The sequence below is a fragment of the Hymenobacter terrestris genome (assembly GCF_013377905.1).
In the GTDB taxonomy this organism is placed as follows: Bacteria; Bacteroidota; Bacteroidia; order Cytophagales; family Hymenobacteraceae; genus Hymenobacter; species Hymenobacter terrestris.
In genome coordinates this window covers 57,092-69,129 of sequence record NZ_JABKAV010000009.1, presented here as the reverse complement: position 1 = coordinate 69,129, position 12,038 = coordinate 57,092, and the positions used below count along the sequence as shown (strand labels likewise).

Genomic DNA, 12,038 nt, shown 5'->3' with positions numbered 1-12,038 from the left:
CACTTAACGGACGGGGGCGGGCCAGGGCTAGTCGGGGGCCGGGGGGCGGTTGTAGCGGTGCTGGTAGCGTTTGAGCTCGGAGCGGTAGAAGCCCCACTCCTTCTCGTTGATACGCACGCCCCGGATACGGCTGGCCCGGCGGGCCTTGCGCAGGCCGTCGGGTTTCATGCCGAGGTAGGCGGCCGCCTGGCGCATGGGCAGCACCTCGTCGGGTTCGGTGGCGGACGCAGCAGGGCGGAGCTGGTCGGCGCTTTCGAGCTTTTCCAGCCGGCCGAGAATCTGACGCCACTCGGGTTCGGGGATGAGGACGACGGTCTGCATCAGTCCTTGTCGATTAGCTGGCGGGCGCGCTCTTCGACCTGGCGGCGGCGCTCAAATTCTTCCTCGGCCAGCTCCAGGAACACCTCGACCAGCTCCTGGCGGTGGGTGCGGCCGGCAATGGCCTGGTAGAGGGTGGACTTACTGCTTTTGATGCCCCGCTCCTGCAACCGGTCGAGGGTGTCGCGCATAATGGAGCTCTTGCCACCCAATTTTTGCAGCACGAGTTGCAACGAAGTGGGGGTTTTCCCGTTATTTTCCATGATATTTCCTGTTTAGTGTGTATATTGCCGCCGAAATGTAATTGCTTTTTGTCGTAACTCTAAGGCTAGACAGAAACAAATGTTGCAACAAAACAGGAAACAGCATGAAAGTCGCTGATACACAGACGAAAAAGATGCCGCCGGTGGTGCAACGCGTGCAGCAGCTGTTTGAGCATTACGGCCTGAACGCCAGTAGTGCTACGAAGGCGCTGGGGTATAGCACGACCAGCAAGTTGTACAGCATCCTGGGCGGGGCCGAGCCTAGCTACCCTACTCTGGTAGACTTTCTGACCCAATGGCCGAACACGTCGGCGGACTGGTTGATGCTGGGAATGGGCCCGATGCTGCGTTCGGCTACCGAGGATGGCGCTGCGGCCCCCATACCGCCGATGACGCTGACCAAGACGGCGAGCAGTAAGGCGAGCAACAAGGGCGTGTCGGGGTTCGACCGGATTCTGACGATAACAGTGGACGACGAAGGCGAGGAGAATATCCCCTTCGTGCCGGTGCTGGCGCAGGCCGGCTATGCCCGGCAGTTCAACGAGCCCGTGTTCAAAAAGCAGCTCCGCTATTACCGACTGCCGGGCTTTGAGTTCGGCACGTTCTGCGCCTTTGAGGTCTTCGGCGACAGCATGGAGCCGACTATCAATCACCGCGACATCGTGATTGTGTCGCCGGTGGAGCGCCTGGATTTGCTCACGCCGGGCGACATCTACGTGGTTGTAACTGAGGAGAGCGTAATGCTTAAGCGTATCCGCAAACCGATAAACGACCGGAGCGAGCTGGTGCGACTGTACTCGGATAATCCGGCGGTGCAGTCCTACGAGCTGCCGGCGGCCGAGATTGGGCAGCTCTGGCGGGTGCGGGGCTATTTGTCGAGCCTGATACCGAGTCAGCCGGAAATCACCCTGGAGCGCGTGTTCCAGGCAATCGAGACGCTGGGCTTCGACCGGGCCGAGGTGCGACGCCATTTAGAGGAACAGGTCCCAGAATAAGCCACAGTAGCCGGCAGCCTAATTTGGCGGCCGGTATAATAAATTGATTTATTGCGACTTACGAGCGCACTGGATTAAAGTAATGAGCCCCGACAGGAGGCTCACGTATTTAATCCCGGAACGCCCGGAAACTTGCTTCTCGCACCGCGAAGGCACGTTTCCGGGTTTTTTGCGTTCGGGGGAAATGGCACTCCTGGGCGCGAAACTTTCACTTAACGGCGGAAGCGACGCTACCCTACACGCTACCCTTTATGGTGACTCAGTTTGTCCTTCGCACCGACAAGAAAAACAAGGCTGGCCTCTGTCCGGTGCATTTAGTGGTGTATTTCGATAGTGTCCGGCTCAAGTGCGGAACCGGGGAAATGTGCCGGCCAGTCGACTGGAATATCGACAAGCAAAAGTTTCGCGAGGAAATGAAGCGGCAATCGGAACAGATGCGGATGGAGGCCCTGCAGCAGCGGGCCGAGCTGCGCAAGGAGATGACCGACCTGATGCTGAAGCTGACCGAGCGGCTGGCCCACATCGACAAGACTATGGCTTTGGTGGAGGAGCGCGCTGGCGGCCATTGGGGGCGTCATTGCCACGGCGCCGGTTACCTTGCCGGCGGCGTTGGTGACGCTAGGCGGCTACCTGGTGCTGGCCGGCAGCGTGGCGGCGGCCGTGTCGTCGGTGGCGGTGGAACTGGAGGGTGACCTGCGGCCTATGCCGGCGGAAGAGCGCGGGGACGCGGCGTCACGTTGATGGTTCACTTGCACGTACAGGCAGCGGGCAAGAAACCTATTCTATGGGCGACTAGGTTGTACGGACAATTATTGGAGCCATATGAGGGCGGAAACGAAGTGTATCATTGCCAGGAAACTGCTGGCTGTTTTATTATAGCACGTGGCTAAGCGGCGAAATTGCTTGAGGCGGCTGAAAAAGCGTTCTACATTGTTGCGGTCGCGGTACAAGTTGCGGTCAATCACGCGTTGCACGAGGCGATTCTTTTTGCTGGGGATGACGACTTGTGCGCCCAAGGCTTCAACGGCCGCTACTACCGCGTCTGTATCGTAGGCTTTATCCGCCAACCCGTTGCCCGCCCCCTCGGCGCCCGCCAGTAAGTCAGCAGCCCGTCGGCTTGATGGCCGGGCCCGAGCACTACGCACAACGGGTTGGCCAGCGCGTCGACCACGACATCTATTTTTGTCGTCAGTCCTCGCGGCTGCGGCCGAGGGCTTCGTTGCCAACACGACTTTTTTCGGCTCCCAGCCGCCTGCGCGTGGGCCCGCACGACGGTCGGGTCGAGCATAACCCAGTCTAAGTCGGGTTCCTGCACCGCTTCGAATAAGGGTTGCCAAATGCCTTTTTGGGCCCACCGTCGGCTGCGCTTGCGCAGCGTGTCGTATTTGCCAAAGCGCTCGGGCAGCGTGCGCCAAGCGCAGCCGTGGCGGGCGAGCCAGAACACGGCGTTGATAAACAGCCAGTTATCAGCACCTGTCCGCCCAACGTCGCCCGCTTTGCCCGATAGATGCGGCGCCAAAGCGGCCCAGGCCCGGTCACTACTCTCATCAATACTGCTCTCGAACGCAAAGGCAATTACCCGTATAACCTAGTGCCGCATAGGGGACCGTGGGAAAGTATCAAGCCTTTTTACCCACGTTACCTGGCAATGCGTTACAACCCTTTACTGCTTTCTTAATTGATATTATTCATTCATTTTATTTGATTATATTGCTATATATTATCAAGCCACCTGCTTATAAATCCGCTGGCCATGTCCTGTTTCCCAGGGAATGCGTTGAATTGCCTGCCTGTACTGCGCAGGCATCTGCTGGCACTAGCGGTTGTGCTCGCACTGCTTGGTGGTCGGCAAGCCTGGGGCCAAGCGAACAGCGCCTCGCGGATCAATTCTTTAAACCGGCAAGTTCACCGCTACATCTATTACAATGCCGCCCGGTATGAGCAGGGGGTTCGCCTGGCCGAACAGACCGTGGAAGCAGCCCGGCAAGCCCTGGGGGAGCACCATCGCTCTTACGTCACTTCCTTAAACAACCTGGCGGTGCTTTATACCTTGGTGGGGCGCTACGCCGAGGCAGAGCCCCTTCTCAAAGTTGGCCTGGGGGTTCGCAAGCAAGCCTTTGAGCAGCATTCCGGCGTGATGGGGTTTGATTACGATGCCGTGCTGTACGCCGTCACCCTCGATAACCTGGCCGACCACTACCGCATCATGGGCCGCCTGGAAGAGGCCGAACGAATTGGCAAAGAATTAATCGCCGTCAGCCGGCGAACCTTCAATCGGTATCCGCTGATGGTCGTCATCAACCATATTTCCCACCTGGAGAGTTTCGCGCATATTTACCTAGAACAGGGACGCAATGCGGAGGCCGCCGTAATCTGCGAAGAGATAATGGCGGTAGAAAAGCGCTATGGCTTTCGGCTGCTCTTTCCGGCCAGGCACCGAAGTTCTCTCAGCAACCTAGCGGTGGTTTATGAACACCTGGGCCGGCTTCAGGAGGCCACTGCGCTACATATGCGAGCGGTGGCCATTGCCCGGAAAAACCGGCGCAAGCACCCGGACAAGTATGCTAATTCGCTTCGGGTGCTGGCTACTAATTATGAACTGACCAGGCGCTACGCCGGGGCAGAGCCGTTGATCAAGGAAGTGCTGGCCATATACGAACAAACATTTGGCCCTCACCATCCTTACTATGCCGCCGTACTGAACGACTTATCATCGATTTACGCGTTAACGGGCCGTTACGCGGCGGCCGAAGCCGCAAGTGCCCAGGGCAATGCCATCTGGCTAAACCTGCTGCGCCGGACGTTGCCCGGCCTGAGCGAACGGGAAAAGCAGCAATTCTTAGCCACCATTTCCAGGGATACCGAGCGCTACCACAGTCTGCTGGCCCAACAGGTGGCGCCGGCTTCCGAGGGCACTGCCCGGGCCTATGATCAGGTCCTGTTCACGAAAGGACTGCTGCTGGCTACCACTGCCGGCCTGGAACGCCGGCTACGGGCCAGCGAAGACACCACCGTTATCCGCTCTTTCAAGCACTGGCAGACGCTAAAGCGCCAGTTGGCTACCGCCTACTCACTGCCGCTCGCCCAGCAGCAGAAACGGGGACTTGACCCCGTCCGCCTCGATTCGCTGGCTAACGAGCTGGAACGAAGTTTAACGGTCGGATCAGCCGCTTTTCGCCGCGAGGCGGGCATGCCGACGACCACTCAACAGCAGGTTCAGCAGGCCTTAAAATCCGGCGAAGTAGCCGTGGAACTGGTGCGCTACCGCTGGTTTCGCCGCTCATTTACCGATACCATTTACTATTCCGCTTACATCACGACGCCGACCAGCGCGGCCCCCCAACTGGTGGTGTTGAAGAACGGCAATGAGTTGGAGCAGCGGGCGATGCAGGCTTATCGACGGCTCCATCATACGCCGGTTCGCACCTGGGGGTCACTTAGCGTCAGCAGCACGCGCGGCCCGGCGGATGCCAAATCCTTATATGAAACCTACTGGGGGCCTATTGCCCGCGCTATTCCTCCGGGAACGTCGACCGTATACCTTTCCGCCGACGGAGTTTATCTGCAGCTCAACCTGGCGACCCTGCAGAATCCGGCCACGGGCCGCTACCTGCTCGACGAGCTTGACCTTCGCCTGGTGGGCAGCACCCGGGACTTGTTGCGAAGCCCGCAGCCGGATACGTCCCCCTCCTCCCGCCCGGCCCATGCGGTGCTGGTCGGTGACCCTGCATTCCGCATCAAGAACTTGCCGGCAAACCCGCCAGAGCCTGCTCCCGGTGCGCTACCCCCGGCTACCTTCACCGCCGCGCTGCCCGTGGCCAGCGCGACGCCACGCAGTACCTACTCCCGCTCTGATTACTGGTTGGCGGCGGGGGAAGTTTCGCCCCTGCCCGGCACGGCCCGGGAGCTGGCCGCGCTCGACTCGCTGTTGCGCGCCGCCAACTGGCCCAACCAGCAGTTGGTGGGCGCGGCGGCAACGGAGGAAAATGTGCGGCAGGTGCGCCGCCCCCGCGTACTGCATCTGGCAACCCACGGCTTCTTTCTAGCGGCGGCCCCGGTCGGTAAAGGGCCACCGGATGCTGTGAAGGGGGAGCTAGCCAATGACGCCATGCTACGCGCCGGCCTGCTGCTGGCCGGGGTGAGCAACTTTCGGGATGCCCCCAGCAAGCCGGACACCGAAGACGGCATCCTGACTGCCTACGAGGCCTCGCTGCTGGACTTGCAGGGAACGGAACTCGTCGTTCTTTCGGCCTGCGAGACGGGCCTGGGGCAGGTGCAGGCCGGAGAGGGCGTGTACGGGCTGCAACGCGGCTTCACTGTCGCCGGAGCCCGCACCCTTATGATGAGTTTGTGGAAAGTGGATGACGCCGTCACCCAAGAGCTGATGACCACCTTTTACCGGTTTTGGCTGGCCGGGTCCAGCAAGCGGGCAGCCCTGTTGGCGGCCCAACAACAGGTCAGGAAGCAGCATCCCGAGCCCTATTACTGGGGCGCTTTTGTATTGGTTGGAGAATGAACAACAAGCAGACAGCCTCGATGAGGCCTTGGTACCTTGTGACACCTCCAAAGAATCCCCCTGGTAAGTACAAGGGGCGAAATCATTTGCACGACGACTAACTGGGTGCCCTGCTCGGCGACATCCAGATGCGGGCCGGGACCGAGAGCGAGGTGCTGGCCATCCTCGACGCCTGAAACTCCGGAACCGGCGTCCTAGCTTGGCCCGCGCCCACAGCACCCGCGACCGGCCTTTTCAAGACGTGAATGGAACCGAATACAGCCACTAGATTGCGAGTGTGGTGCAGCTGGCCAACTTGCGTACGCTGCCCTGCGCGCCCGCCACAGGCAGAGCGAAATAATTCACTATTGGGCATAGTTAGCGGCATAACCCAGTAGGCCAGACGAAACAGGCCGAATTTACAGTTAGTTTTTCAGGCTATACGGCCCCAAATTATACCTGCTTCTAGGTATTGTAAAGCGCCACTACCGCGTGGTTTATTCGAAATACTAAATAGCACTTTTCAATTTACTTGGACCATCCGGTTTCCTATTCAAATGGGCTATTAATCGTTGCTTCGGGCCGGGCTGGGTTTACCACGCCAAAGCAATTGGGATATTGTACATCACTTGAAATCCGCTCTAGCTCGAATGGTCGGCCACTACCACCCACTTACCGGCTATGCGGCGCATCACCAGCAGAAAATGCCCCTGCAAGTCGCCGGCGGCAGGGCGGGCCAGGTGCCAGCGGCCGATAACCTGGGCTACATCGGGGCTGAGAAGCCGGATTTGCAGGCGACTGAAATCGAGCTGGCCCATGGCAGCCGGGTTGGGGTAGCTGCGGCGGTAGTTGTCGAGGGTGGGCTGCCAGCCGTAGGTGAGGCCGCTTTTGCCGATAAACACCAGCGAATCGTTCTGCCAGTAGCCCTCCATGAAGCCGGCCACGTCGCCGCGGTTCCAGGCAGCCGTTTGGGTGCTTAGCACCGCCAGCATATCGTGGCGGGCAGCGGCCTCGGTATCTGGTGTAAGCGTTGCAGACAGGCGCGGTGAGCAGGCGGGCAGCCATGTGGCCACCGAAGCCAGCAATAGCAGTGGTAATAGCAAGCGTTTCATGGCGAACGGGACTTAACTGGACTGGAATAATTAATTAACGAACCGGATGCTTCGGCTCCGCTCAGCATCCGGTTCGTTAATTGACTAGCTTACTTTCCCATTAGCTCCCGCACGTATTCGGTGCCGCGTAGGGCGCGCATTCGGCGCAGTACCCGGCGCTGCTTGGAGCGGGCGACGGGCCCCGGGTTGCTGGCCCGGAAACGGAGCGGGTTGGGCAGTACACCGGCCAAAAGGGCGGCCTCGGCGGCACTTAGCCTAGCAGCCGGCTTGCCAAAATAGGCCTGCGAGGCGGCTTCAGCCCCGAAAATACAGTCGCCCATTTCGGCCACGTTCAGGTACATTTCCATAATGCGGCGCTTGTCCCATAGCAGCTCGATGAGCAAGGTAAAGTAGGCCTCGGCGGCCTTGCGCACATAGCTGCGGCCCTGCCATAGAAACACATTTTTGGCCACCTGCTGCGTAATAGTGCTGCCGCCGCGCAGCTGCTTGCTGCCGCTCAGGTTCGATTTGGCCGCCTTTAGCAGTGCGTCGCCATCGAAGCCGTGGTGCAGCAGAAACCGCTGGTCTTCGGCCGCCACCAGAGCCAGCGGCAGCTCGGACGATACGTCGGCCAGACTTTTGAAGTCGTACTGAATGCGGCGGTTGGCTTCGCGGATGCCGTGGTAGCCTAGGCCAACCGGGGCGTGGGCCCGGCGGTCGAGCATCAGCCAGGTGGCGGGCGGGCTCACCCAACGGTACAGCAGCACCCAGGCCACCGAGGTCAGAAAGGCCACGGCCAGCACCTGCAGGGCTATCCGGCCCGTCCGGCGGGCAATCTGTTTAAAATCTCTCACGCGCTCAACAGCTTGGAAAAGGCTTTCACCCGACTTTGAAGTTGGGGCAAAAATAGTGGCTCTTTGCGCTAACCCTGTACCCCAACCGCTGCAACCTACCAAATAAAGCGCCGGCCGGGCCGGGAATATTTGGGTACTGGCATTGTTATTACGCTACTGGGCCCGTAGCTTCCTGCTCCAGCATCTCCTATTCTCCCCGCTTGCTTTATGCGTCAACTCGCTCTGTTTCCGCTTAATCTGGTCGTATTTCCCGGCGAAAAGCTCAATCTGCACATCTTCGAGCCCCGTTACCGGCAGTTGGTGCGCGACTGCCTGATGGAGGGCATTACCTTCGGTATTACGCCCTATCTGAACGGGGGCGTAAGCCGCCGCGGTACTGAGGTGCGCCTTTTAGATGTGGAAAAGAACTATCCTTCGGGCGAGCTCGACATCCGGACCAAAGCTATTGGGGTGTTTGAAATGGACGATTTTCAGCGCGAGCTGCCCGGTAAGCTCTATGCCGGAGCTACCGTGCGCGACCTGACCGATGACCGGGACGCCGACCCGGCCCTGCACGCCCGCACCCGTGTGCTGATTGAGCAACTCTATGGCATTCTGGGCCTGCGCCGCTTGTTTCTCGACTTGCCCGACGGCTTCCGCATTTACGATGTAGCCCACCAGTTGGGCATGAGTACCGAGCAGGAATACGAGCTACTGGAGGCTGATACTGAAGCCGAGCGGCAGATAATGGCGCTTCGCCACCTCGAGCACATTCTGCCCGTACTGCAGGAAACTGAGCGCCTTAAGGAGCGCGTGCGCCTCAACGGCCACTTCAAAAATCTTACGCCACCTACTTTTTAGGGTTCGATACGTAGTTGATAATAGCAGCCACTGAAAGAGGCCCAGCTCCCGTATGCGGCTCCGTCTTTCAGGCATAAACTGATGACTATCGACTACTTCTTTTACGCCTTACTTGCATTGGCCGGGCTGCTAACCCTGTGGCTGGCCCGGCGCTACATGCAGGAGCGAAATTACCGCCGCCGTCCCTACGTGGCCCCCAGCGCCCATAACTGGGCGAGTCGGTCCCAGCCCAGCCGCGAGCCTTACCACCGGGTGGCCCTGCTCGGCGACGTTGGCGCCTTGGCCACCGATGGCTCCGACCCCGTGCTGCAGCTGCTCGAACAATGGCAGCGGGATGCCGGCCCGGCCGGTACGGTAGTGCTGCTCGGCGACAATATTTATCCGGTGGGACTGCCGGCCCCCTACGCCTCCGGTCGGGCTGCTGCCGAGGCCCGTTTTAACGCTCTGTTGGCGGCATTGGGCCGGTTCGATGGTCGGGTGGTACTGCTCAGCGGAAACCACGACTGGAACAAGGGCCGCTCCGATGGCTGGGAGTACCTGCGCCGCCAGGAGGCCTATGTGCGCGAGCATCTGCCCACAGCTCACTTTCTGCCTGTTGATGGTGCCCCTGGCCCGGTGAGCCTGCAGCTTGCCGAGGGCCTGCTCCTGATTGTGCTTAATACCCAGTGGTGGGTGCAGAATGGCCCCCGGCCGGCGGCCGATGCGTGGCGACCCTTCCGCCAGCTGCGGGCGCTGCTGCAAGCTAACCGTCATCAGCAGGTGCTGGTGGCCGGACACCATCCGCTGTACTCCAATGCCCTGCATGGGGGCAAGTTTACCGCCAAGCAGCACGTGTTTCCGCTCACTACGGTCAATAAGCGGGCGTATGTTCCGCTACCGTTCATTGGCTCGCTGCTGCCGTTGTACCGCAAAACGGTGGGCGCGGCCGAAGACATGGCCCACCCCCGCTACCGCCGAATGCGCCGCCGGCTGCTGCGGGTACTCCACGAATTCCCCGGCGTTATTTACGCCGCCGGCCACGACCATAACCTGCAGTATTTTGAGCGTAGCGGAGGCCACTACCTGGTGAGCGGGGCCGGTAGTAAAACGGCCTTCGTACAGGCCGGGGGGCAGGCCACCTTTGTGCACGAGCACCAAGGCTTTTTTGGGCTGGACTTCTATGGCCCCCACGAAACCTGGCTTCGCACCTACGAAACCCCCACGGGCACGCCCGAGGTATTCCGGCTGCAGCTCAGCCCTGGTCCGAGCGCGGCCCCCGAACCAGCGGCTGGTGCTACAGACGCGGCTGAGGTGCCACGGCCATAACGGGCGGCACCAGCACCCGCAGGCTGCGCGGCTGCAGGCTGATTTCGACCGGACAGGAGAGCATATACGGCTCGCCATCCAGCTGTACCAGCACTTCGCTGGCACCGGGCACCGTAATGCGGGCGCGGTGGCAGCTCAGGCGGTGGGTGTAGTCCGAACTATCAAAATCACTGGTGTACAGGCGATAGAGCAGGCCGGGGGCCGCCCTCCCTGGGAAGGGCGCAATCAGGCATATTTCAAATTGCCCGTCGTCCAGTTCCCGGTCGGGGTTGATAACCACGTTGCTGCCAAAGGTATTGGCGTTGGCAATGGTGAGCATAAAGGCATCCCCCTGCCAGTTTTCGTGCTCGGTTTCGATGTGGTAGGTACCGGGCTCGTAGCTACCATACTCCTGGGTAGCAATGCGTACGTAAGCGCCGGGGCCACGCACGTCGCCTTCGGCAAAGCGCTTTACCACGCAGGCATTGAAGCCCATATCGGCTAAGTGCACCGTGAACCGACCGCCCACCCGCAACGTGTCCAACTGCCGGATGTCGTGCTGCCAGGTAAGGGCCAGCGCGTCGGTCAGGGCGAGCGGAATGCCCAAGTCTTTAGCCATGCCGTTGCCCGAGCCCAGGGGCAGAATGCCCAGCGGCACCACACTGCCCGCCAGCGCCTCGGCTACCATACTCACCGTGCCGTCGCCACCGGCGGCAAACACGGCATCGGGCGGCTGGGCGGCAGTCAGCAGGTGGCGCAGGCGGTCCAGGTCCTGCTCGCCGGCCGTGTCAAAAAACTCGGCCTGGCGGCCCCGTTCGGCGCAGTACGCGGCAATGGTGTCGCGAAGCTGGCTTTTATTGATGTCGCCCGATATGGGGTTGAGCACGAACAGCAACCGCTGCAACGGACCCGAAGATGCGGTTTTCATAGCGTATCGGTAGCAGAGGCCTATGGCGAAGTCCAGATGGCTGTTGGCTCTACACGAATATAGCCGGCTAGGCTGCCGGCTATATTCGTGTAAGCGAAAAAAGAGCGGAACGCGCGCCGTAATTACGGCTTGAGGCCGGCCGGCAGCCCCTGCGGAAAATCGGACTGAATATCGCGCTGAATTTCCTGGATTCGGTTACCGGGGTTGGGGTGGGTGCTCAGGAATTCGGGCGGGTTGCCGCTGCCGTTGCCGCGGTCCAGCACTTCCATTACCTGCAGCATGGCACGCGGATCGTAGCCGGCAGGGGGCGTGAAGTCCACGGCCAGCCGGTCGGCTTCCAGCTCATCTTCACGGCCGTAGCGCATCGTCAGCAGCTTACCTACCATGGCGGCGGCGGCGGCACTGGCGGCCGTACCGGGCCGCTCGGGGTCGTAGAGGCCAATGGCGGCGGCCCCGGTCAGGCCGTTGGTCAGCTTCGACTTGGCCACCTGTTCGGCCGAGTGCCGGGCTACTACGTGCCCGATTTCGTGGGCCAGCACGCCGGCCACCTGGCCTTCAGTGGTCAGGTTTTTCAGCAGGCCGGCCGTGATGAAAATCTGGCCGCCGGGCAGGGCAAATGCATTAATGGTCTTCTCATCGGCCAGCAGATGAAATTTGAACTGGTAAGGCGTCTGGCTGGCTTTGGTGCTTTGCACAATTTTCTGCCCGATACGCTCTACTGCAGCGCGGGCCTCCTGATCGGGGTGCAGACCGCCGTACTGGGCCGCCATTTCGGGGGCGGCCTGCAGGCCGAGGGCAATTTCCTGATCGGCCGACATATTGACGTGCTGCACCTCGCCGGTCACCTCGTTTTTCTGGGTGTTGCAGTAATAGGGAATGAAAGCAAACGCGGCCATCAACAGGGCCAGCAGGTAGCGGATGTTACCACGCATAGCAGGAGAGAAAAAGGATTGGAAGAAAGGGAGGTTGT

13 protein-coding genes are annotated in these 12,038 nt (G+C 60.5%); 5 read left to right on the top strand and 8 right to left on the bottom strand.

The annotated features are described in order from the left end of the window. Nucleotides 1-27: 27 nt before the first annotated feature. Nucleotides 28-321 carry a DNA-binding protein gene (locus HW556_RS05200; RefSeq protein WP_176898633.1) on the bottom strand — a complete coding sequence of 98 codons (294 nt, stop codon included), beginning with the start codon at nt 319-321 and terminating at the stop codon, nt 28-30. Beyond that, nucleotides 321-581, bottom strand: a complete 261-nt coding sequence (locus tag HW556_RS05195) for a hypothetical protein (RefSeq protein ID WP_176898631.1) — start codon at nt 579-581, stop codon at nt 321-323. The genes HW556_RS05200 and HW556_RS05195 overlap by 1 nt, the downstream gene beginning before the upstream one ends. Nucleotides 582-685: 104 nt before the next feature. Between HW556_RS05195 and HW556_RS05190 the strand changes: the two genes are divergently transcribed. After that, complete coding sequence (locus tag HW556_RS05190) at nt 686-1,576, top strand: S24 family peptidase (protein ID WP_218136865.1); 891 nt, start codon at nt 686-688, stop codon at nt 1,574-1,576. Between the two features lie 254 nt (nt 1,577-1,830). Continuing rightward, nucleotides 1,831-2,268 carry a hypothetical protein gene (locus HW556_RS05185; RefSeq protein ID WP_176898629.1) on the top strand — a complete coding sequence of 146 codons (438 nt, stop codon included), beginning with the start codon at nt 1,831-1,833 and terminating at the stop codon, nt 2,266-2,268. Nucleotides 2,269-2,385: 117 nt separating this feature from the next. Here HW556_RS05185 and HW556_RS18995 read toward each other — a convergent pair whose 3' ends face one another. Together HW556_RS18995 and HW556_RS18990 are read right to left on the bottom strand one after the other, a co-directional pair. Beyond that, nucleotides 2,386-2,721 (bottom strand): transposase, encoded by a 336-nt coding sequence (locus HW556_RS18995; protein WP_394354129.1) that lies wholly within the window; start codon nt 2,719-2,721, stop codon nt 2,386-2,388. Continuing rightward, complete coding sequence (locus HW556_RS18990; RefSeq protein WP_394354130.1) at nt 2,610-3,128, bottom strand: IS5 family transposase; 519 nt, start codon at nt 3,126-3,128, stop codon at nt 2,610-2,612. Before HW556_RS18990 ends, HW556_RS18995 begins: the two co-directional genes overlap by 112 nt. 201 nt (nt 3,129-3,329) lie before the next feature. On the opposite strand from HW556_RS18990, the gene HW556_RS05170 reads away from it, so the two are divergent. Next, a complete protein-coding gene (locus HW556_RS05170; protein WP_176898617.1) occupies nt 3,330-6,092 on the top strand; it encodes a CHAT domain-containing tetratricopeptide repeat protein in 2,763 nt (920 codons plus the stop codon). 620 nt (nt 6,093-6,712) lie between these two features. On the opposite strand, the gene HW556_RS05165 is transcribed toward HW556_RS05170, so the two are convergent. After that, a complete protein-coding gene (locus HW556_RS05165) occupies nt 6,713-7,183 on the bottom strand; it encodes a YybH family protein (protein ID WP_176898615.1) in 471 nt (156 codons plus the stop codon). 89 nt (nt 7,184-7,272) lie between these two features. Next, nucleotides 7,273-8,016 carry a monofunctional biosynthetic peptidoglycan transglycosylase gene (gene mtgA / locus HW556_RS05160; RefSeq protein ID WP_176898613.1) on the bottom strand — a complete coding sequence of 248 codons (744 nt, stop codon included), beginning with the start codon at nt 8,014-8,016 and terminating at the stop codon, nt 7,273-7,275. Nucleotides 8,017-8,223: 207 nt separating this feature from the next. Between mtgA and HW556_RS05155 the strand changes: the two genes are divergently transcribed. Then, complete coding sequence (locus tag HW556_RS05155) at nt 8,224-8,856, top strand: LON peptidase substrate-binding domain-containing protein (RefSeq protein WP_176898611.1); 633 nt, start codon at nt 8,224-8,226, stop codon at nt 8,854-8,856. 81 nt (nt 8,857-8,937) lie between these two features. Further along, nucleotides 8,938-10,161, top strand: coding sequence for a metallophosphoesterase (locus HW556_RS05150; protein WP_176898609.1), 1,224 nt, complete (start codon nt 8,938-8,940; stop codon nt 10,159-10,161). On the opposite strand, the gene HW556_RS05145 is transcribed toward HW556_RS05150, so the two are convergent. Beyond that, on the bottom strand, nt 10,130-11,068 hold the full coding sequence (locus HW556_RS05145) for a diacylglycerol/lipid kinase family protein (RefSeq protein WP_246289525.1): 939 nt from the start codon (nt 11,066-11,068) through the stop codon (nt 10,130-10,132). The genes HW556_RS05150 and HW556_RS05145 overlap by 32 nt on opposite strands. Before the next feature lie 122 nt (nt 11,069-11,190). Continuing rightward, the gene (locus tag HW556_RS05140; RefSeq protein ID WP_176898606.1) at nt 11,191-12,000 is read right to left on the bottom strand and encodes a M48 family metallopeptidase; all 810 of its coding nucleotides are present in this window, start codon (nt 11,998-12,000) and stop codon (nt 11,191-11,193) included. Nucleotides 12,001-12,038: the final 38 nt, after the last annotated feature.

Bases quoted from the DNA above. Each gene is read 5' to 3' on its own strand.
- HW556_RS05170 (WP_176898617.1), top strand. From the start codon at position 3,330: ATGTCCTGTTTCCCAGGGAATGCGTTGAATTGCCTGCCTGTACTGCGC.
- HW556_RS05145 (WP_246289525.1), bottom strand. From the start codon at position 11,068: ATGAAAACCGCATCTTCGGGTCCGTTGCAGCGGTTGCTGTTCGTGCTC.
- HW556_RS05165 (WP_176898615.1), bottom strand. From the start codon at position 7,183: ATGAAACGCTTGCTATTACCACTGCTATTGCTGGCTTCGGTGGCCACA.
- HW556_RS05150 (WP_176898609.1), top strand. From the start codon at position 8,938: ATGACTATCGACTACTTCTTTTACGCCTTACTTGCATTGGCCGGGCTG.
- HW556_RS05190 (WP_218136865.1), top strand. From the start codon at position 686: ATGAAAGTCGCTGATACACAGACGAAAAAGATGCCGCCGGTGGTGCAA.
- HW556_RS05155 (WP_176898611.1), top strand. From the start codon at position 8,224: ATGCGTCAACTCGCTCTGTTTCCGCTTAATCTGGTCGTATTTCCCGGC.
- HW556_RS05195 (WP_176898631.1), bottom strand. From the start codon at position 581: ATGGAAAATAACGGGAAAACCCCCACTTCGTTGCAACTCGTGCTGCAA.
- HW556_RS05140 (WP_176898606.1), bottom strand. From the start codon at position 12,000: ATGCGTGGTAACATCCGCTACCTGCTGGCCCTGTTGATGGCCGCGTTT.
- HW556_RS05200 (WP_176898633.1), bottom strand. From the start codon at position 321: ATGCAGACCGTCGTCCTCATCCCCGAACCCGAGTGGCGTCAGATTCTC.